General features: G+C 69.2%; 17 protein-coding genes. 6 read left to right on the forward strand and 11 right to left on the reverse strand.

From position 1 onward, the window contains the following. Positions 1–133: 133 nt before the first annotated feature. The 8 genes from AB0I38_RS38775 to AB0I38_RS38810 form a co-directional block, all read right to left on the reverse strand. On the reverse strand, positions 134–652 hold the full coding sequence (locus AB0I38_RS38775; protein ID WP_358494847.1) for a hypothetical protein: 519 nt from the start codon (positions 650–652) through the stop codon (positions 134–136). Positions 653–861: 209 nt separating this feature from the next. Next, positions 862–1,326 carry an RNA polymerase sigma factor gene (locus tag AB0I38_RS38780; protein ID WP_358494852.1) on the reverse strand — a complete coding sequence of 155 codons (465 nt, stop codon included), beginning with the start codon at positions 1,324–1,326 and terminating at the stop codon, positions 862–864. A 626-nt stretch (positions 1,327–1,952) separates the two neighbouring features. Then, complete coding sequence (locus AB0I38_RS38785) at positions 1,953–2,363, reverse strand: hypothetical protein (RefSeq protein ID WP_358494856.1); 411 nt, start codon at positions 2,361–2,363, stop codon at positions 1,953–1,955. Positions 2,364–3,047: 684 nt separating this feature from the next. Beyond that, positions 3,048–4,256, reverse strand: coding sequence for a vWA domain-containing protein (locus AB0I38_RS38790; RefSeq protein WP_358494861.1), 1,209 nt, complete (start codon positions 4,254–4,256; stop codon positions 3,048–3,050). Further along, a complete protein-coding gene (locus AB0I38_RS38795) occupies positions 4,256–5,464 on the reverse strand; it encodes an AAA family ATPase (protein ID WP_358494864.1) in 1,209 nt (402 codons plus the stop codon). Before AB0I38_RS38795 ends, AB0I38_RS38790 begins: the two co-directional genes overlap by 1 nt. 32 nt (positions 5,465–5,496) lie before the next feature. Further along, the gene (locus tag AB0I38_RS38800; protein ID WP_358494869.1) at positions 5,497–6,636 is read right to left on the reverse strand and encodes a hypothetical protein; all 1,140 of its coding nucleotides are present in this window, start codon (positions 6,634–6,636) and stop codon (positions 5,497–5,499) included. 286 nt (positions 6,637–6,922) lie between these two features. Continuing rightward, on the reverse strand, positions 6,923–8,116 hold the full coding sequence (locus AB0I38_RS38805) for a hypothetical protein (RefSeq protein ID WP_358494872.1): 1,194 nt from the start codon (positions 8,114–8,116) through the stop codon (positions 6,923–6,925). A gap of 4 nt (positions 8,117–8,120) precedes the next feature. Continuing rightward, on the reverse strand, positions 8,121–9,209 hold the full coding sequence (locus AB0I38_RS38810; RefSeq protein ID WP_358494876.1) for a HesA/MoeB/ThiF family protein: 1,089 nt from the start codon (positions 9,207–9,209) through the stop codon (positions 8,121–8,123). Between the two features lie 253 nt (positions 9,210–9,462). Here AB0I38_RS38810 and AB0I38_RS38815 point away from each other — a divergent pair, with 253 nt between their 5' ends. Next, complete coding sequence (locus tag AB0I38_RS38815; RefSeq protein WP_358494880.1) at positions 9,463–12,216, forward strand: AfsR/SARP family transcriptional regulator; 2,754 nt, start codon at positions 9,463–9,465, stop codon at positions 12,214–12,216. A 225-nt stretch (positions 12,217–12,441) separates the two neighbouring features. Here the strand turns inward: AB0I38_RS38815 and AB0I38_RS38820 are convergent, their stop codons facing one another. Further along, positions 12,442–12,693: a hypothetical protein gene (locus AB0I38_RS38820; RefSeq protein ID WP_358494883.1), complete on the reverse strand. Its 252-nt coding sequence runs from the start codon at positions 12,691–12,693 to the stop codon at positions 12,442–12,444. A 400-nt stretch (positions 12,694–13,093) separates the two neighbouring features. On the opposite strand from AB0I38_RS38820, the gene AB0I38_RS38825 reads away from it, so the two are divergent. Further along, complete coding sequence (locus AB0I38_RS38825; protein WP_358494887.1) at positions 13,094–13,789, forward strand: hypothetical protein; 696 nt, start codon at positions 13,094–13,096, stop codon at positions 13,787–13,789. 189 nt (positions 13,790–13,978) lie between these two features. On the opposite strand, the gene AB0I38_RS38830 is transcribed toward AB0I38_RS38825, so the two are convergent. After that, the gene (locus AB0I38_RS38830; protein WP_358494890.1) at positions 13,979–15,214 is read right to left on the reverse strand and encodes a WD40 repeat domain-containing protein; all 1,236 of its coding nucleotides are present in this window, start codon (positions 15,212–15,214) and stop codon (positions 13,979–13,981) included. Positions 15,215–15,662: 448 nt separating this feature from the next. On the opposite strand from AB0I38_RS38830, the gene AB0I38_RS38835 reads away from it, so the two are divergent. Next, positions 15,663–16,271 carry a hypothetical protein gene (locus tag AB0I38_RS38835; RefSeq protein ID WP_358494893.1) on the forward strand — a complete coding sequence of 203 codons (609 nt, stop codon included), beginning with the start codon at positions 15,663–15,665 and terminating at the stop codon, positions 16,269–16,271. 257 nt (positions 16,272–16,528) lie between these two features. Here the strand turns inward: AB0I38_RS38835 and AB0I38_RS38840 are convergent, their stop codons facing one another. Continuing rightward, positions 16,529–17,959 (reverse strand): serine hydrolase domain-containing protein, encoded by a 1,431-nt coding sequence (locus AB0I38_RS38840; protein ID WP_358494897.1) that lies wholly within the window; start codon positions 17,957–17,959, stop codon positions 16,529–16,531. 243 nt (positions 17,960–18,202) lie between these two features. Between AB0I38_RS38840 and AB0I38_RS38845 the strand changes: the two genes are divergently transcribed. The 3 genes from AB0I38_RS38845 to AB0I38_RS38855 all read left to right on the forward strand — a co-directional run. Beyond that, a complete protein-coding gene (locus tag AB0I38_RS38845) occupies positions 18,203–18,754 on the forward strand; it encodes an RNA polymerase sigma factor (RefSeq protein ID WP_358494902.1) in 552 nt (183 codons plus the stop codon). Beyond that, positions 18,751–19,332, forward strand: a complete 582-nt coding sequence (locus AB0I38_RS38850) for a hypothetical protein (protein WP_358494906.1) — start codon at positions 18,751–18,753, stop codon at positions 19,330–19,332. Before AB0I38_RS38845 ends, AB0I38_RS38850 begins: the two co-directional genes overlap by 4 nt. A 367-nt stretch (positions 19,333–19,699) precedes the next feature. After that, a partial coding sequence (locus AB0I38_RS38855) for a hypothetical protein (protein WP_358494909.1) occupies positions 19,700–19,940 on the forward strand: 241 nt, incomplete at its 3' end.

The raw sequence follows: 19,940 nt of genomic DNA on the forward strand, positions 1-19,940 counted from the left end.
CGTCGAAGATGCCAAGTAGGTCCGAACAACTCAAGCGTCAGCTGTTCGGACCTACTTGGCGAACCGCGACTCAACGCGCGGGCTGCTCGCCACCTTCGGCCGGAATGGACACCGGCATCGCGCGGGTCGGGCGTCAGCCGCCGGCGCTGAAGGACGACGCGCCGTTACCGAAGACGGTCATGTCCACCCAGGGGTGGGACTCCTGGATGCATTGGAGGTAGGGGACAAGGCAGAAGCCGCCCTGGGTCCGCTTGCGCCACTGGGTCGATCCGCGGCCGCCGTTGCTCACCAGCGACTCGTGGCCCTTGAACGACCAGCCCACCATGTAGACCTCGGGCCACCTGGTGTAGAAGTGGGCACTGGTGATCCGGGAGCCGTTGCGGCACCAGTCCATCCTCTGGAAATACTTCCAGAGCCATTGGCCGACGCGGTTCTTACCTCCCCGGTAACCAGTCCAGATCCAGCAGGAACTCGCCATGATCTCAGCCCGTTCCTCCGCGGAGACGATGACCTCGTTCTGGGCGAGCCTCGCGAGATACTCCTCGGCGGAGATGGGGTCCAGCGGCTCTTCGCCGTTCTCCGTAGTGGCCAGTTCGGTGTCCGGGTCCGCCGGGGACGAGACCTTCTGGGACGACGAGACCTTCTGGGACATCGCGCTCTCCGCTCCCGCTGGGGGCGCGAGCATCAAGCAGGCGAGCGCCGCCGCCAGCAGCAGGACACATGCATGTCGTACGAGTGGAATACGCCTTCGCAGGCTTTTCATGGCTGTCCTCTTCCGCGATTCACAAAGAATCGCATATCGTCCTGAGCGAATGGACCTTTCACTAGTAGTACGGTCCTGGACGGGGAGCTCGACAAAATTCATCTCCGATTTCCGGCCGCGCGGTTAACGGCCCGCCGTACGGGGGCTGTCGCTCGGCGATACCGCATCTCGACGGCGGCGGCGGATTCACCGCGCGCGACCCCGATCTGCACCCAAGTGGCGCCCTCCATCCGCAGGCGGACCAGGTGGCGGATCTCGGGGCCGAGCCGCGCGATCAGGGTTGCCGCACGCCGGGCCTCGTCCCAGTCGGCCACGGCGTCCTCGAAGCCGTGGGGGCGCGGCATCAGCGCCGCGTGGTGGCGTAACGCCTGGTCGCGGGCCGTTCGACGGTGGTGGTCGACCACGAGTCGCGCCGTGACGGTGGCCAGGAAGGGCCACGCCCGCTCCTCCACCAGGCCGGCGAAGGTGGCGGTGCGCAGTAGCGCGTCCTGGACGACGTCCTCCGCGTCCGCCCCCGCCCCCATGCGCGCCGCCAAGGCCACCAGTCGCGGCCGATGCGCCATCAGGACATGCCAGCGTTGTTCTGTGACATTCATGCCATGGCCCTCTCCGATTTCGTGCAGGCAAAGGAGCCCGGACAATGCCGCATGCCCCCGGCCGCCCCGTTGGATGAGTTCATTCGCGACAGGCGGACCTGACGTCACCAGGACCGCCGCCGGACATTTCCGGGCCGCCCTGGGAATTGCCGGTCAATGTCCGCTGCTGATCCTGGCCCGGTTCGTCGCACGCACCGGGCGGTCACCCGTACGGCCTCTCTTGGTTCTAATCAGGATCGAAGCAGTTCGAGGCCTTGGCCGGAACGAGCCCGGGCGTGCCCTGTCCGGATCTATGGGGTTCCCGTCCGGTTGCCAGGGCGCAGGGAGGTCGATCTCGACGACGGAAGAGTCGTTCGACGCTGATCGTGTCGAGGCTCGGGTCATGCCGGCCTGGCGGCGAAGCCCCAGGCCGGCTCGTTCACCTGTCCGTCTCGCCCTGTCGGCGACAGACCGCCGGACGCCGTGAGGCGGTGATCAAGCCGCTCGCCTCGGCCGGCAACAACGACACCCAATCGGGTGACACGCGGGCCCCAGTCACGTCAGCGATCGGCTGTGGGGGCCAGGCTTGTGGGACATGCTCTGTAGCTTGTCCTTTAAGTTCCGATCTTCGCGTCTGCACGGTGCGCCGTACCGAGAGCGGTGATGAGTTCCACGGTGAGCGGCTCGCCGCTCAGCAGGCCGCCGCCGGTACCCAACGGGGCATCCCCCGGGCTGACCAGCAGATTCCCCGCGCAGAGCGAGGTGTTCAGTGCCACGCCCGGGTCGACCGCGAGTAGGCCCGACTCGCTGATGGCGGCGAACACCAGATACCGGGAGCCGATGACGAAGTTGTATCCGCACGCGGCGCTGTCGGCGTTGGTGGCCACCTCGAACTCGGCGCTCGACTTCCCCTTGTAAATGTGGTCGGCCCGGAAGGTGTAGACGACCGGTGGTGGGGGATCGAGCGGGTCTCCTTCGACCCGGCGAGCGGCCATCACCGTCCCGGTGAAGACGGCCCCCGCCATCTTCACCTGCTCAGCCGGTTGGAGAGGAACGCAGGAGCAGGCGCATGCCGTACCGGGAGCGACCACAAGGGCCCCTGCCAGCAGAAGCAGCACGACGAGTAGTCGATGTCTCATGCCCTCACGACGCATCCCTCCTCGCGACGGTTCTCCATCGGATCATGTTTGGAAATCCCTTTACTCCAGGAAGTGGAACCTCATGACGAGACGGATGACCGGATGCGCCGAGGGACCGATACCCGTTCACCGGCGACCGGCTGAAGAACGTCAAGGCCGCGTCGCGAATGGTCCTCATGACCGTCTATCGCGATCACCGAGCCGCCCCGCCGATACGCCCAGTCCGGCAAGCGCCTGCTCACCCAACTGGAAGCCGGCGTGACCGTTGACACGGGTCGCCACCGGGGAAGATCATCGGGCGAGACCGCCGACTGCCTCCGAATGAGAAGTACACCGGCAGTCACCATCAACCGACCTTGACGTGATCGCTTGCCCCATGCTCACCGCAGACGTCTCGAACCTGTAGTGGTCAGGCCAACGCCGAAAAGTGGACTCCCGAAGGGCTCACCACTGAGTCACGTCGGTGATGGCGATCATCCATCCGGATCGAACGGTCCTGAACGCCGTCAGCCTCACCGGAGCCGGAGCCGGAGCCGGAGCCGGAGCTCAGGACCGCCAAGGCCGACTCGTCTAGCCGATGTCGACCACCCGTGCCCATGAGGGCGGCGTGTCCGGCACGTAGTCGGGATCGCTCTCATCCACCCACTTGGTCCGGGGAAACAGCCCCACCACCACGCGGGACGCCGGCCGTTCCTGCGGCCACGGGGTCCAGCCGTCGGTCAGGACCACGATGACGTCCGGCCGCGGACTCGCCCGCAGCGCCTTGGCGATGCCCGCACGCAGGTCCGTGCCGCCGCCGCCCACCAGCGTCAACCCCTCGGCCCGGCACAGCGGTTGCGCGACCCGGGCCGCCGCGTCGCAGGACAGAACGCTGACCAGGTCGCGCCGGCCGCCCACGGCGCGGACGATCGCGGCGACCTCTAGCAACGCGCTCCCCAGTTCGGCGTCGCTGACCGACCCGGAGGTGTCGATGACCACACTGATCCGCGGCGGCCTGCGCCGCAGGCTCGGCAGGATGACGCCGGTCAGGCCGGCCGAGCGCCGCGGCGGCCTGCCGTAGGTGTAGTCCTCGCCCACGCCGGGTCCTGAAACCGCCGAGCGGATGGCTGCCCCGAGCAGGTCCCGCCATGGCTGCGGCGGGTGGAAGGCCTCCTCTGCCCACCGCTGCCATCCCTTCGGCACAGTCCCCGGATGGGCGTTGATGCCCTGCGCCACCCGGAACCGGACCGCCTCCCGCTCGTGGTCGCTGAGCCCGTTCGCGCCCTCCGGCCCGAGATCCCATTCCCGCTCGAGTCCGTCGGCGCCGCTGCCGCAGTCCAGCCAGACCAGTTCCTGCGTGGCCGGCCCGAGCCGGAACTGGCGCAGATAGTCCTCCATGAGCTCGCCGTCGCGCAGCCCCAGCATCTTCGGATGGACGGCGCCACCAGGGCAGGTCAGCCCGTCACCGTACACGTCGTCGTTGATCTCGAGGTCAGCGGCGATGTTCATCCGCAGCCGCTCTCCCGGTCCCGTCAGCTCCTGCTGCCGGGCGAACCGGTCGCTGCGGCCGTGATGGTCGCGCAGCAGGTGGGAGATCTCGTGCACCCACACGCTCGCCAGCTCCTCAACGGGGATCCGGGCGACGAACGCCGGTGAGATGTAGCACCGCCAATGTCGATCCACCGCCATCGTGGGCACGAAGCGCGACTCCACCGGGTGCAGCGCGAACAGCGCCGTCGCCAGATAGGGCCGGGCCCGCGCGGCGTACAACCGGGCGGTGAAGAGCTTCTCGAAGTCCATCAGCCCGCCACCCGCGCCGCGACCTCATCCGCCTTCCTGCTCAGGGAGACCACCCCGGCGAGCCTCTCGATCGAGGCCGGGACCTGCCAGTCCGCGCGGCGCAGCGCGGCGAGCGTGGAGGCGGGCACGACCACCAGGTCCGGGGCGCCGGTCTCCAGCGCTCGCGCCAGCAGCGCCCATGCCGCGTCCCACCTGCCCTTCTCCGGCCGCTTCCGCACAGCCGCGACCACACCGTCAAGTACGGCCTGGCGCAGGTCACCCCGCTGAGGCAACTCGGCCGTCGCCGGGTCGGCCAGCAGCGCCTCGGGGTCGGGCAGGTCCATCCGATCCATGGCGGCAAGCAGCTCCAGCCCAGGCCCGTCTCCCACCGTGCCCCTGACCAGCATGGACAGCACATCCTTGGACGCGTCGGCCGCGGTCGCGAAGGCGGTCAGGCACAACGCCATCTCCCAGCTGCGAGGCGAGGGCCACGGGCCACCCCGGTGCGCCTCGTTGTTCGGCAGCCGGTGCACGAGATCGGGGCGGGCGGTGAGGAGCCCGCACACCGCACGCCGGGCGAACGTCACCGCCTCGGCCAGCCGCTCTGGGGCGAGCCATGGCAGGCTCGCGCGCGGCCAGGTCCCGCCGAGGCCGCGTACGACGACATCGTGATCGTGACGCCACTGCAGGTGGACGAACCGGTTCGCGAGCGGCGGGCTCAGCTCCCAGCCATCAGCGGCAGAGGAACGCGGGTTGGCGGCCGCCACGATCCGGACACCTGCCGGGAGCCGCAGGGCTCCGACCCGCCGTTCCAGAACCAGGCGGAGCAGGGCGGCCTGTACGGCGGGCGGCGCCGTGGACAGCTCGTCCAGGAAGAGCAGCCCCCGGCCCGCGCGAACCAGACGTACGGCCCAATCCGGCGGCGCCATCGGGACACCCTGTACGGCGGGATCGTCACCGACGACCGGCAGGCCGGAGAAGTCGGACGGCTCGTGCACGCTGGCGATCACCGTCGTGAGCGGCAAGTCGAGCGTCTTGGCAAGCTGCTGCAGCGCCGCGGTCTTGCCGATCCCCGGCTCCCCCCACAGCAGGACGGGCAGGTCGGCCGCCACGGCCAGGGTCAGGGCCTCCAACTGCGTGTCGGTACGTGGCTCCGTGGTGGTGTCGCGGAGCAGGGACAGGAGGTCGCCGGCGACTTCAAGGCGCGAGGCGTGAACAGACGAAAGCATGATGAATCACCTTTTGGAGGTCTAGAAAAGCGTCAGCGGAATGTGGCGTGGCGCGGGCGTGCCCGGTCCTTACGGGAGCGGCGGTCCGGTCGCTCGGCCGGTCCAGGCCCCGACCCGAGCCCGGCACGGAACAGCCCGTGGTCGATCCGCCGCCGCGCGGCCTCCTCCAGCACGTCGCGCAGCTCGCCCTCGGGCAGCCGCGCACCAGGTCCGAGGAGACCGTCGACAGTGGCCTGCGCACCGACGGCGTCGCCGTGCTCCAGCCGTGCGCTGACGTCGAGGAGGCACTCCGGGGAGCGGTGGTCCTCTTCGATCAGCCGCAAACAGGGCAACGGGGTGCCGGTGAACCCGGCCAGCAGTTTCTCGCGCCGGATCTCGGCCACGTCGTGATCCAGAGCGACCAGCACGCCGTTCACGAGCGCGATCCTGTGCTGGGCGCCGCGGCACTCGACCATTCGCGGCCCGTTCTCGCTCTGGTGGCCGGGTGGCTTGGCATCCGGCGAACGGCCGGGCACGAGCGCCGCCGCGACGAGCGGGTGCAGCCTGTCGGCCTCGATCAGCCTGGCACGCAGCAACGCCAGGTCGGGCAGCACCCAGGTCGCCGCATCAGGCAGGATCGGCGGCGGCGCGGGCCCTTCGTCGCCGACCCGGGACGCGTCAACATCGAGGATCACCTGACGCCGCCCGCCGACCCGGACGGCGACCGTACCCCCGTCCCGCCCCTCGGCGTAGAGCAGCAACCGGGCTTCGGCCGGCCATCGATCGACGGCCCAGCCCCGTGCGTGCGGCGCTGTTTCTGAGCGCGTACGCAGCTCACCGGCCCTGCGCACATCCCACAGGTGGCGATGCAGGTCGAGGCGGAAGCGTGGATTCGGATGGGGGTGCGGATGCGGTCCGGACCGGGAACCGTCCCAGAGCGCCAGGCTGATCCGCTGACCGGCATCCGCCCAGGCCGGCGGGGTCCTGGCCACAAGATGGACCGGGTTGTTCCTCTCGCGGTAACGGGCCAGCGAGAGGGTCAGGCCCGGACGTATCAGGCCGTTGGGGGCGATCCTCGGCATGTGCCAGCGGAGCAGGTCAGGCGCCAGGTGGCGGAGGTCACTACGGAGGTGGGCGGCCAGTTCCTGGCCGTGGAGACGCGCTATGCGGCGCAGGTTGAGATCGACGTCCACGTGTGCTGCGGCACACGCTGCTGCCCAGTCTCCGGTAGCACGGCGGGCGGTCGCTGACTCGATCATGGGGGGCGGCACGGCGAACTCACGCACGCGCAGCCAGAGGGTTAAGCGGGAATCCTCGTTCGAGGTCGAGTGCGGCATCAGCACTCACCTTGCGTGAACGGGGCCCCCAATCTGATGTATGAGATATTCATCGTGATCATCGTAGCGGCTTCCGGCCCGCGCGAGAAGAGCGGCTCTGGCGAGAGCGGTTGGCTGCCCGCAGCCGCTCTCCATCGAGGGCCTACCGCCGCACGTGCTCCCGGACGGCCAGGGAGAGGGCCAGGATGTACGGGCCGAGCAGCAGGGCGGCACACAGCAGCGCGTACCAGAACTGCGAACTGAACGGCCCGAGCAGGAGCCTGTCGGCCGCCCATGCCAGCACGGCGACCACGACCGGGAGCACGAAGAAGACGAACCAGGCCAGCACCCCGGCGAATCCGGCCAGCCACACCCACCGGAACCACCGCCCGGCCCGTACGTCGGCGGGCGAGGCCGCGAGCAGCTCCGCCGCCTGCGCCGGGGTGAGCCTGCCGAACGCACGCCGCAGCAGCAGGCTCTTGACCCGCCACAGGTCGCGGCAGCCGAGCGCGTTGACCAGCACCGCGTACAGGTCGGTACGCAGGAAGACCATGCACTGCCACAGCAGGCCCGCCAGCTTCACGAACACCCACACCGCGAGCGTCGCGTCCACCACGGGAGCCGGCGACCACACCCCTTGCCGGATCAGCAGACGGGCGCCGAGCAGCAGGCTGAGCACGACCACGTCCACCGCCATCCCGCCGAGCAGCGGCCCGTAGCGGCGGCGGCGAGGCACCGTCCACACCTGGGAGAGGTCGGTCTCCAGGACGAGCAGCATCATCCGCCGGTCCACCCCGAACCGGGACTCGATGCCGATCGCGCGGGCGGCCAGCCAGTGCCCGCACTCGTGCAGAGCCGTCGACGCCAGAACGAACGGCATGAGGAGCAGCGCGCTCAGCCCGACGTCGTCGAGCAGGAACGCGTCCTGGGCCGGGCTCGGGAACAGCGACGGCGAGGCGGCGAACACGGCCAGACAGAACAGGGCGAGGGCGGTGTAGCAGGCCCAGGCCACCCGGCCGAAGAACGGGCGGGCCACGCGCCGGCTCACGCCCCCCATCCAGCGCCGCATCTGGATCGGCGCGGTGCGCACGACCCGGAGTTCCACGTCCGGCCGATCGTCGACGAAGCCCAGTTCGGCGAGGGTCTCCATGAACGACGGCACATCCACGGGCTCACCGGCGAACGCCTCGGCCTCGGCCGCGGCCTCCTCCTCGGTCGCGCCGCGCAGCAGCGCCGAGATCACCACTCCGCCCACGGCGGGCATGGCCACGAAGGCGCCGGTGGCCGGATCGCCGACCAGGGCCTCGTCGCCCTCCTCGACCACGGTGAGCGGGCGCAGCCGGACCCTGCCGGTCATGGGGTCACCGCCTGGCCAGCGCGCACGCCGGGCAGCCCGGGTCGCGGGGGAACGGTTGCCACACGGGGACGAGCCCGTTCAGCAGGTCGAGGACGACGCGGGACCCGGCCGCGCGCGGCGGCTCGACGCCGGTCAGATAACGCATGACCTCGTAGGCGACCAGCGATCCGACCTGCATCGCCATCGGCCCGGTGAGGCCGTTGGCGAGCCGCAGCCCACGGGTGAGCCGCTGCGCGACCGCCGCGGTCGTGCGTCCGTCCGGGCGGGGCAGGTCTGACTCGTCGCAGCGCAGGCAGGCGCTCCTGCCCGGGTCGACGGAGAAGTAGATGAGCTGGGTACGGGTCATCCCGCCGGCGACCAGCGGGACGCCCGCGCGCAGCGCCGCCTCGTTCACCCACAGGTTCGCGTCGGGCGCGCCGTCGAGGCCGCCGGCGATCACGTGGACGTCCCCGGTCAGGTCCTTGAGGTCGTCCGGGCCCGAGATCCACCGGTCCACGGAGCGGACCTCGATGCCCGGGTCGTACTCGCGCACCCATTCGGCGGCGCGTTCCACCTTCGACCGGCCGATGTCGGCGTGCCGGTAGAGGAACTGGCGGGCGAAGTTGCGCGGAGCGATGTCATCGCGATCCACCAGCGTCAGCGCGCCGACGCCGAGCCCGGCCAGGCACTGCACCAGGGACGAGCCGCCGCCGCCCGCGCCGAGCACGAGAACGTGCGAGTCGCGCAGCCGCCGGACGAACTCCGCTCGCGACCTGTCCAGCCGGGCGAAGGCCCCGAAGAACGTCAGATTTGAAAAATGCCGCTCATCGGCGTCCGGGTCGCCCAGCAGGCGTTCGGCGGCGTCCTCGACCAGGCCGAGAGAGTCGAGCCCGGCGAGCCCGGCGCGGACGTCGTCCCCCGTGACGGCGACGCCCCGCGCGGTCAGCGCCGCACTCAACTCCTCCGCCGTGGCCGGCCCGCGGGCCAGTTCGTCGAGGAGCGCCGCGATCCGGCCGTCCGGATCAGCCAGCGTGTACGCCTCGCGCGGGTCGTGGACCACCACCAGTTCGTCGCCGAGGGATTCCCACGCGCACTCCTTCAACATCACCTGCATCGCTCATCCGCATCGCTCGTCGGGACGGAGTCGGTCGGGAGGCGGCCGCACCGCCTCCCGACCAGCTGAGAGGCGGTGCCTCAGGTCACGAACTGGGTCGCCTTGACGGCCTCGACCTTGCGAACCTCGATCTTCACCTCGTCCACCTCCTTCCGATGCTTCGATGTTTCGATCAACTTCCTCTCTTGGCCCACAGAAACCGCATATGGTCGCCATAGAAGGACCGACCGCTGACCGTGCCGGGGAGACGAGGGTGGACTTCGCGATCCTCGGACCGGTCCAGGTCGCCGACGCTGGGCGGCCCATCCGGCTGGCCGCCAAGGTGCGCGCGCTGCTCGGCGTCTTCCTGCTCCACCCGAACACCGTCCTGACCAGAGACCGACTGATCGCCTCGGTGTGGGACGACCCGCCGCGATCCGCCCTGCCGAACCTGCAGACGTACCTGACCGCGCTGCGCCGCGCCGCGGTCGAGGTCGAAACCGTGCCGCACGGCTACCGCCTGAGCCTCGGCCCCGACCGGCTCGACGTGCTCGCCTTCGAGGAGGCCGTACGGGAGGCCCGGCTGGAGGCGGCGCGAGGGGAACCCGCCACGGCGAACCGGCTGTTCGCGCAGGCGCTGACGCTGTGGCGCGGTCGGCCCGCTGAGGACGTGACGCTGGCCGCGACAGTGCAGGCGCGCATCGCCGAACTGGAGGAACGCCGGGAGAGCGCCCGGCTCGGCTGGATCGACGTGCGCCTGCGGCTCGGCCTGTACGACGAGCTCGTCGGCGAGCTGACCCCACTGGTGGAGGCCACGCCGCTCAACGAACGCCTGTGGCACCGGCTCATGCTGGCGCTGCACCGGGCGGGCAGGCGCGCCGAGGCGCTGGAGGCGGTCCGCGAGCCCGCGTGGACGGGGATCTGCCTGCTCCCCGCCGACATCGCCGACCTGGTCGGCCGCGAGACCGAGACCCGCGACCTGGTCGCCGCGCTGGACGGCGGCAGGGCGGCGCCCGCGATCGTGACGGTGTCGGGGCCGCCCGGCGTCGGGAAGAGCACGCTGGCGGTGCATGTCGCGCACCTGGTACGGGAGCGGTATCCCGACGGTCAGCTGTTCGTCCGGCTGCACGGCGCGTCGGCGTCGCCCCGCGACCCGTCCGACCTGCTCGCGGAGCTGTTGCGGGCGCTCGGCGTGGACTCCGCCGGCATGCCCTCCTCCACAGAGGAGCGGGCGGCGATGTACCGGGCCAGGATCGCCGACCGCGCGGTGCTCGTGCTGCTGGACGACGCGGCCGGCGAGGCCCAGGTACAGCCGCTGATCCCGGGCACGCCCAGATCGGCCGTCCTCCTCACCTCCCGTGGGCCGCTGCCCACGCTGCCCGGCGCGATCACGTACGCCTTGGACGTGCCACCGCTCGCCGATGCCCACGACCTGCTCGCGGGCGTGGCCGGGGCGAGCCGCGTGGCGAGTGACCCGGAGTCGGCGGAGGCGATCCTGCGTGCCTGCGGACGGCTGCCGCTCGCCCTGCGCATCGCCGGGGCGCGGCTGGTCACCCGCCCGGCCTGGCCCCTGGCCGAGCTGGCGCGCCGGCTCGCCAACGCCTCGGCGCTGAACGAACTCCACGCGGGCCCCCTGGATGTCCGCGCCACGTTCGAGGCGAGCTACGCGACGCTGTCGGCGCCCGCGCGGCGCGCGTTCCGGCTGCTCGGATCGGTGGCCGCCGATGGCGTGGCGGCCTGGATGGTGGCTGCGCTGGCGGGTGCGACCGCGTACGACGTGGACGGCTCCCTGGAGGAGCTGGCCGTCGCCGGGCTGATCACCGCTGGTGAGGCCGACGCCGCGGCCCGGCCCCGCTACCGCATGCACGACCTGCTGCGCGGCTTCGCCGCCGAGCTGTTCATCGCCGAGGAGAGCAGAGAATGCCGGACGGCGGCGCTGCGCCGGGTCGCCGCCGAGGCCCGCGCCCGTGCCGCCGACGCCGCACGCGAGCTCCCCCTCGCCTTCGCCCCGCCGCCGCCCGGCGTCACGGCCCGGACGCCGCCCTGCCCGGAGGGCGGCGCCTGGCTGGCGGCAGAGCGCGGCGTGCTCGTCGCCGTGGCTGAGACCGCCGCACACTGCGGGCTGGTCCAGGAGGCGGCCGAGCTCGCTTACGCGCTGGCGCCGTTCCTGATCGTGCGCGGTTTCCACGACGACGCCGTCCGAATGCTGGGGACGGCCACCGGCGCCGCCGCCGCGGCGGGCGACACCGTCGCCGAGACGCGGTTGCGGTTGGTACGCGCCGACGCCGAGGTGGATCGCAGACGCGCCAGCGCGGTCGCGGACGAGTTCCGCCACCTGCTCGGCCGCTGCTCACAGGCGGGAGACCGGCACGCCGCGGCGTACGCGCTGCTCGGGGTCGCCGCCACCCTGGAGGCCGACCTGGGCTCCGCGCTCGCCGCCGCCACCCTGGCCGCTGAGCGGTTCCACTCGCTGGGCGACGGGCACGGCCTGCTGAGCGCGTGGACCGAGATCGCCGGGGTCCAGTTCTACCTGGGCCGCTACAACGCCGCCGGGACGACCTGCCGCCGAGCCCTCGCCCATCTCGAGGACGACAGCGCCGGCCACAGCGCCATCCACCGGGCCCGTTTCCTGCGCGCCCTCGGTATCGCCTCCTACGAAACTGGCCGCGTCGAGGAGGCGATCGGCCACTACCGGGCCAGCCTCGACCTCTGCCGCGAGTTGCGGTGGAGCACCGGCGAACGATTTGCGCTGCACCGGCAGGCCCAGGCCGAGGCCGCGCTGGGTCGCCACGACACCGCCACCGGCATGCTCGCCCACTGCGCGGAGATGTTCGTGAACGCCGGAGACACACGAGGGCAGGCGCTTATCGCCTACACGCTGGGCGAGATCAGCCGGTGGCGGGGAGACGAACGGGCGGCGCTGGCCCACTTCACCACTTGCCTCGACCGTCTCGATCCGCTCAACGAACACGTCTGGTCCACTCGCACCCGCGAGCAGATCGCCCGCTCCCGGGCCGCCCTCGGCTGACTGCCTCGACGAGTGCGAGGCGTCAGCGTCGCCTCCGCCATCTACAGCGCGCCCGCAGCCAGGCGAAGACCGGCGGCACCAGGCTCCGGTCTCGATCCTGGTGATGGCGCAGTGCCGCCGACGACCGACATGGAGCATCCGGACGACCGGACCGGCGCGGCGGTTCGATCCAGTCTGAACGGCATTGAACGGCTGGGAACTGCGACTAGAGCACTCCGCGAAGACTCAGTCAGCCGACGGCGTCTTCTTTTTGATCTTCCGTACGCACCATATGACAAAAGCCGACAGTCCCATTAGAGCAACCAGGCCGATGACCGTCAGGATGATATCCATCCCCGGCAGACCGAACACCTCCAGTTGCTCGATCGGCCACGACGAACCGAACAGCGCGAAGACCCCCCAGACCACGCCAAATCCGAGAACTACCAGAATTAACTCTCCAAAAAATTCTCCGAAAAAATTGCGTACGTGGCGCACCGTGTACCCCTTCGTCTCATCCGATCATGCCGCACATCGAACGAAAGTGAGCAGCGACTACTGATCGGGTTTGCAGGCGAAGTTCAGCTCGCCGTGGAGGGGGGTGGCCGGCGAAATGGCCGTAGGCCACCTCGGCGAGCTGTTGGAAGCATTTCGAGACTTCGTCGGCGACGCTGTCTCACCCCCTGACTGATGCTCTCACCGGCGCGGAGGGCCGGCTCTCCTGAGAAGGCGCGATGGTTTTGAAGAGTCTCACAGGAGTTGAGGTCACAAACCGTCACCTGCCCTGTGGTTTCCGTTCCGGTCAGCCTTCGCCATGGCGCGTGGAGGACTCACGGACGAAGAGTGCTCCACCTACTTCTACCGTTAACAGAATCGGCCATGACGGTAGGAATGTGATGTGAACTCTGACTTAGTCACCCGCATCCTCTACAGAGCCGGTTTCGTGGTCCGACTGGTGCTGTTGCTCCCCCTGCTCGGGGGACTGGCCGTCGCCAGCGCCTCTTCCTTGCCCTCTTCTCGGACTTTGGAGCAGTTCCGTAGTGTGACGCTGGCCGGGGAGGTCGACCGGATCACCTATGAAGTCGACGACTCAGACCAATTGGTATTTCTGGTGTGGTCAGAGTCGCCTTTTGCCTGGCGCCAGGTCGAGGGCCGGATCGCGGACTTCGAAGGTCCGTACACGACCGCGCGCCTCACGACGGACTTACACAGCGCATCTGTTCAGCCGTCCTCGGTGGTACAGCAGCCAACGTCGTCCTCTCGGAGCGGCGTCTTCTCCGACTGGCCCTTCGGCATTCCAGGTGGCTGGTGGGTCTCGGTCCCTTGGGTGCTTGCCTTCCTCGCCATGCTGCGCTTCACCCCACGTCTCGCCAACCGGTGGGCGTGGTTCTGGCTGTTCACGGTCGGCCAGATCGGGGTGTTCTTCTACCTCATGCTGGAACCGAGACCATTGTGGCGAGGGCCTGGCGAAGGGCTCACCCCCGCCAAGCGTGTGAACGGGAGCGGCGGCTGTGGATATTCGATCCTCCTGGCCATCGCCTCGGTGCCCGTGGCACTGGGAATCGCATGGCTCGTAGAACGGGCCACGGGCTGACGGTCATCGCGAGCGTGCCCAGGATCTGGAACCCAGGAATCCTCTCCTGAGCCGGGTCAGCAATTGCCAGGCAGACAGTCTGGTGATGGTCTCGATCGCGGCCAAGCAGATCGCCCGCCGCCCGCCAAAAACGGCAACCGCAGAGTCGCGGGACGCGGTTACGAACCGAAGTCGCCCAGGTGCCGGCGGTCAGCCGCCTGGCTTGGTGAACTCCACGCCGTCGAACCGGAACACCGTGATGCGGCCGGGGTAGTCGCCGACCGCCAGAAGGCGGCCGTCGGCGGAGAAACCAACCGCCTGGTACCAGCCCGACCGCTCGCCGGGGACGGCGAAGTGCGGCTCCAGCGGCTGTCCGGTCGCAACGTCATAAACGATGACCGGGCCACAGTGGAGAACACCGGCGAGCAAGGTGCCGTTGGGGGACAGTGCGAAGTCACTCAACCGCTCGCACCCGTCCCGCTCGTCCTCGATCGCCCAGCACAAGGCACCGGATTTCACCGAGACGCCAAAGCATCCTGACGTCGCGCCGCTCGCGACAAGGATTTGCTCGGCCCCGTCGAACGCCAGCTTGTCGAACCGGCGGCTGATTCCCTGGAATCCCGCCGGAAAGGGGAACGGGGCGGCGAGCACTCGCTGACCAGCGTCGACATCCCAGATCTCGAGGTCGTACTCCGTATCGCGGTTGTCCGGGTCGTGGGCGAGGCCGACGAGCCGGCCCGACGGCGACAGCGTGGCAGTGGTCTGGAAGCGCTTGCCTGCCGGAAGATCGAGGCACGAATCGCCGTCCGGGCCCAGCACTCGCAGCGCGTGATCGTTGTCGACCACCAGCATCCGCTGGCGGGCGGAGTCCCACCCTGGCCGGGTGTAGGGCAGGCGTTGGACATGACCGGTGGCGAGCGCCACCGTGTGGCTCACCTCCACCATGGAGATCGTGTCGCGGACGGTGAACGTCAGGTGCGAGCCGTCCGGTTCGAACGTCACGGTATGGATCAGTGAGTACTGATACGCATCGGTGTACACCACCTGGCGGGCGCCGGTCCGTAAGTCGACCGTCTGCACATCGGAGCCGGCCGCCCCGATCCGGTCGGGGATGCCGCGAGCGACCGCGACGGTGTGGCCGTCCGGGTGCAGAGCGATCGCCACGACACCGTTCGCCGCCCGGGTCGCGCACTGGACGACGACGTCGCCCGGTTTGCTCTCGGCGACGTCGCGGAGCAGAGCGTACCCGTCACGCATCTTCTCGGCGACGACCTTCTCCAGGGCCTCGCGCGCCGCGCCCTCGTGATCGAACGACTTCGTGCGCCCCTGAGGCTTCCCAGTACCGGCCCACCAATTCCGGTGCAGCTCAGCCCCGTCGATTGCGAGTTCCAGGTACTTGGGCTTCGAGGTACCGGGATGGGTCAGGAGAATCTGGTCACGATCCACCCGCGGCATTGTAGGGTCCAGCACACAAGTGGCAGCTCGCCAGACGCGGTTCCTGCTGCGACTTTCTGCGCACCATCGACTCCTAGGCTCCGGTTCTGATCATCAGCGCAGCGTCTCATGACGCGGTCTGAAAACGAACCCCGGTCCGCGCACCGCGCGCACCCGCCCCTCTGGTCTGCTCGGCCTGTCCCGGGGCGATGGCGGGCGGAATGATCAGCTTCCACGTCAGCCAGCTACGGCTCTCGGCGCATGGCTTGCTCCAGGCGGCCGAACGCTTGCCGGACGCTTGCTTCGTGAGGGGCCGCTTCAGCACTTGTTCGTGGTCGCGGGTCATTTCGACGCCGTACTCAGTGAGGAGGCGGTGTGCTTCGCCTTCCTAGGCGAGTTCCGTTCATGAAGATCAGCAGGCGTTCTGGACCGAGATCAGCGGCTCGGCCACGATGAGGGCATGACGGAGAACCGATCAGCGCAGCCGCCGACAGCAGGGGCAGGCTTTCGCCTGAACTGGGCGGCAGTGAGCGCTCTGGCGGCTGCGGCTGCCGTCGTGGTCGCGCTGGTCGCTTACCTGGCGCCGCCGGCCCCGCCTCCACCGTCCCAGCCCGACGCGGCAATCACCGCCGACGCCGCGCAGTCACCGTCACCAGATCCGGTCACCACCCGGCCCGCACCGCCGACCCCGAGTCCGTCGCCTGAGCCCAGCACCACCCAGCCACCAGAGCCAAGCCGCACGCGAGCGGCCCCGGTTTCCTCCCCCATGCTGTCAGCGGTCCGGCCCGGCGGTTGCGACAAGACGGCGACGGCGCTGACCGCATACCGCCAGAACGCCGGGACCACCCGCGGCAGCCAGGCAGCCGCGGCTCAGCAGACACACCGCGACCTGATGGGCGCAGGCCTCGACGCGCAAGGGGTGGTGGGCGCGACGATCAGTCGCCTGGCCGCCGAATTCCAGGAGCTGAACTTCCGCTTGACCGGCATGACCGGCGGCGATCCCAACCAGGTGATCGCGGATATCAACACAGACGTCGCCGAGCTCGAGCGGCTGTGCGGATCCACCTGACCTGACGCGCTGGCGCGACCGTTCGGACCTGTCACTGGCATCGAGCCGTCGGTCCACATAAAGCGGCGGCCGTCTTTGGCGCCGGCGTCCTCACCAAGGCCCAAAGGTCGGGGCTGTAGGGCGTTCCCACCAGTCAGTGGAACTGGGCTGGCTGCAGCCCGATGACGGGTGGATCAACTCCTGGCGGGAGGCCGAGAACCCCTGCATCCATCGATGATCGATCAGAGTCCGCAACCCGCGAGCCTAGCTGATATCACCTAAGCGACGTCGGGCCGTGTCATCAGCGGCGACCGCAAATGCAACGCCAGACTGGGACTGGTCAGGGGCACGGTGCTCCACGTCGCGACCGCTGTGCCCGCCTCGGCGTCGACCACCAGCCGAACCCGGTGCGGGGTGGTGATGACGTAAAGCTCGGCGACGAACGTATTGCCCTGCCAGGCGCCGGCCGCGACGACAGGGCGGCCGAGCGGCGAACTTTCCCGCCATTCGCCGTGGCCGGCCTCGACGTCGAGGAACGACCCGAATCGCAGGAGCCATCCACCGTCCACGGGATCGACGATCACCGTGGTTCCGTCGGGCAGAGCCGAATCCTCGGCGGAGGCGTCGAGTCTCGCCTTGACGGAACGCTCCGGGGCGGCCGAACCCGGCACCTGCGCGAGTGACAGCCGTCGCAGCCGATCGGCGAGAATCTCGTCGTCCCGGGTGCTTGCCGCGTGGTCCATGCCGGGCAGCAGGCACTCCCATATCGCGTCGAGCACTGCCTGTGCCTGCGTATGGGCGCCGGTCAGGGCGACCACGAGATCGTGCGACGGGACGACCACGAATTGCTGGCCGAAGGAGCCGTCACCGTGGTAACCGTGACGCGAAATCCAGAACTGGTAACCGTAACCGCAAAGGTAGTCGGTGTTCCCCGATCCGTCCTCGAATGGCACGGTATCGATGTGCCGTCTGGTCGCGAGCTCCACCCATTCGCGCGGGACGAGCCGCCGGTCGCCCCAGAGGCCTCCGCGCAGCAGCAGTTCACCGAAGGCGGCGGTGGCCTCGGTCGTGAGGTGCAATCCGTGGAATCCGAAGGCGGCACCGCTCGCCACCCGGTCCCATTCGGCGTGGTCGACGCCCATCGGCTTGAAGAGGCGCTCGTCGAGCAGCTCCGAGAGGCCGCGGCCCGTGACCCGCTCCACCATCCGGGCCAGGATGAAGGTGGTCGGATTGTCGTAGGCGTGCCGTGTTCCCTCGGCCTCGGGAAACGGTACGCGCAGGAAGCCCTTCACCAGGTCGCCCGGTTCCAGTTGCCAGGCCTCGACGAGGCTGTCCGTACGGTGTCCGGCCGTCATGGACAGCAGGTGGTGAACGGTGAGACGGCGTCCCTGCTCCGAGATGTCGGCCGGAACGTGGTCGGGCAACACGTCCACCACCCGATCGTCCAGCGAGAGCAGCCCGTCGGCGATCGCGAGCCCCACGGCGACCGAGGTGAACGACTTGGTCAGCGAGTAGAGAAGGTGCGGCCGTTCGGCCGAGTAGGGCGCCCACCAGCCTTCAGCGACGACGTGACCGTGGCGTACGACCATGATGGAGTGACACTCGATGGATTGCGCTTCGAGCCGGTCCAGCAGCGCGGTAACTGCGCGGGACGACATCCCTGAGTCGGCCGGTGTCGACCGTGGCAGTAGGGCGCGTTGAGAAGGCATTCAGGCACCCTAACAAAACCGTCCAATCGAGTTACGAGACATCGCTTGAGGAACGAAGCCCTGGCCCACCGATGGCCCCCAACCATCTACGGAGGCCGACCACAGGAGGGCGATCGTGAGGGTGGCTCCCAAAGCGGCTCCCAGAAGCCCGGAGAATCACACCACCAGGCCGCATGATCTGCGCATGTAACCCTTTTGCCGGTTCTCGCCAAGCAGGGTGAATCGACGAAGGGAGCGTGACCGGTGCGTCGTAAACAGGTGAAGATCGCCACAGATCCTGTGGCCTTCGATGCCTTCTATCGGCGGCATATTGATGCGGTCACCCGGTTCCTCGCCCGCCGTGTCGACGACCCGCACACCGTCGCCGACCTGGTGGCCGAGGTGTTCGTGGCGGTGCTCAACTCGGCCCACACCTACCGGGCCGAGCTGGGGTCCGAGATCGCCTGGCTCTATGGCGTGGCTCGCAAGACGATCTCCACCGAGCGGCGCAGAGCGTACAAGCAGTACCAGCTGACGGACCGGGTGAGCGGGCGACGCCCGCTGGACACCGACGACGTCACCAGGTTGGAGGAGCGCATAGACGCGGAGCGGCACGCCAGGCAGATGTTCGAGGCCATGGCCGAGTTGCCGGTGGGGGAGCGTGCGGTACTGGAACTGGTCGTCATCGACCAGCTCACGGTCACGGAGGCCGCGCTCGCCCTCGGCATCCGGCAGAGCACCGCCAAGGTACGCCTGCACCGCGCCCGCCAGACACTGCGGAACCTGCCCTTCGTCACGAGTGGAGCAACAGGATGAGATTCGAGGAGCAACTGCTGATGGACCTCAAAGCCGAGATCGTGGACCGTGACGAGCGGCGCCGCCGCGTCACCCGCCGACTGTTCGCAGGCAGTACGGTGGCCCTCGTTGCCATGACGGCGGCGTTCGCGGTCCCCCTGCTGACGGAGACGGCGAAGCCCGCGTACGCCGTGAGCAAGAAGGCCGACGGCACCGTGCGGGTGGAGATCAACGAGTTCACGGACGCCGACCAGCTGGAGCGGGACCTGAATGCGGCAGGCGTCAGAGCCGACATCAGCTACCTGCCGCCCGGCAAGGAGTGCAAGGTCGGCAGGGGAAAGACGGTCAGCCAGGTGGTGGCGACGGGGCCGGACTCCAGCGCGGTCGCCCGTATGCGTGGTGACGTGCTGGACATCAATCCTCGGCGCCTCGGCGGAGACCAGACGCTGGTGCTGGAGTTCGCCGGTAACGCGACGGAGACCGCTGAGACGAAGAAGCAGCAAATGCTGTGGCGGCTGACGTCGAGCGTGATCACCGGCCAGGTAGGGCCGTGCGTCGCGATCGATGACCCAACGTGGAAAGGCGTCAGAGGGAGCTGACATGAGCTGACCCGGAACTCAACCCTGACGGGAACCGCTGCCTTTCAGGAGCTCCGGATGAGTCGTCGAGTTCGTGGGCGGCGACCGTAGGAGGTTCTGAGGTTGGAACCGATGCCGTGCGGATCGCCCGTTGTCGAAGGATAGCCCGGGGGCTCGACAGGGACTTGCTTGTGCCCGGAAGTCGACCGCGACCACGTTGCCCGGTGGTCCAGGGCTGAGGAACGAAGCCCTGGACCACCGATCGCCCCCGACCTCCTGTGGCAGCCACAGCACTCGTCACTGATCGCATTCCCCGTGACTCCCCGCTGTTTCCCCTTGTTGTCCGTCCCATCGGGCACGCGACGGGCACGGCTGGCAGACTCACCGCATGATCGAGATCGACGGCCCTTTCCATCGCATCAGCGACCCTGGCTTCGAGATGCTGATCCCCCGCTGGGAAGGGCATGATCCCGAGACCGCCGATCAGGCCGACGCGACCATCACGCTTCCTGACGGCACCCGCCGCTATGCCACTGAATCGCCCCGGGTTCGGTGGAGACTTGATCTCTTGAGAGGATCGAGTCCATGCCAGGTAAGTCTCCCTACCCCGCCGAGCTGCGCCGCCGAGC

The organism is Nonomuraea cavernae (assembly GCF_040655715.1).
Classification (GTDB): domain Bacteria; phylum Actinomycetota; class Actinomycetes; order Streptosporangiales; family Streptosporangiaceae; genus Nonomuraea; species Nonomuraea cavernae_A.

What these genes read in the sequence shown, in the direction of transcription:
- AB0I38_RS38775 (WP_358494847.1), bottom strand. Translation starts at nt 652, where the DNA reads ATGTCCCAGAAGGTCTCGTCGTCCCAGAAGGTCTCGTCCCCGGCGGAC.
- AB0I38_RS38780 (WP_358494852.1), bottom strand. Translation starts at nt 1,326, where the DNA reads ATGGCGCATCGGCCGCGACTGGTGGCCTTGGCGGCGCGCATGGGGGCG.
- AB0I38_RS38785 (WP_358494856.1), bottom strand. Translation starts at nt 2,363, where the DNA reads ATGGCGGGGGCCGTCTTCACCGGGACGGTGATGGCCGCTCGCCGGGTC.
- AB0I38_RS38790 (WP_358494861.1), bottom strand. Translation starts at nt 4,256, where the DNA reads ATGGACTTCGAGAAGCTCTTCACCGCCCGGTTGTACGCCGCGCGGGCC.
- AB0I38_RS38795 (WP_358494864.1), bottom strand. Translation starts at nt 5,464, where the DNA reads ATGCTTTCGTCTGTTCACGCCTCGCGCCTTGAAGTCGCCGGCGACCTC.
- AB0I38_RS38805 (WP_358494872.1), bottom strand. Translation starts at nt 8,116, where the DNA reads ATGACCGGCAGGGTCCGGCTGCGCCCGCTCACCGTGGTCGAGGAGGGC.
- AB0I38_RS38810 (WP_358494876.1), bottom strand. Translation starts at nt 9,209, where the DNA reads ATGCAGGTGATGTTGAAGGAGTGCGCGTGGGAATCCCTCGGCGACGAA.
- AB0I38_RS38835 (WP_358494893.1), top strand. Translation starts at nt 15,663, where the DNA reads ATGACGGAGAACCGATCAGCGCAGCCGCCGACAGCAGGGGCAGGCTTT.
- AB0I38_RS38840 (WP_358494897.1), bottom strand. Translation starts at nt 17,959, where the DNA reads ATGCCTTCTCAACGCGCCCTACTGCCACGGTCGACACCGGCCGACTCA.
- AB0I38_RS38850 (WP_358494906.1), top strand. Translation starts at nt 18,751, where the DNA reads ATGAGATTCGAGGAGCAACTGCTGATGGACCTCAAAGCCGAGATCGTG.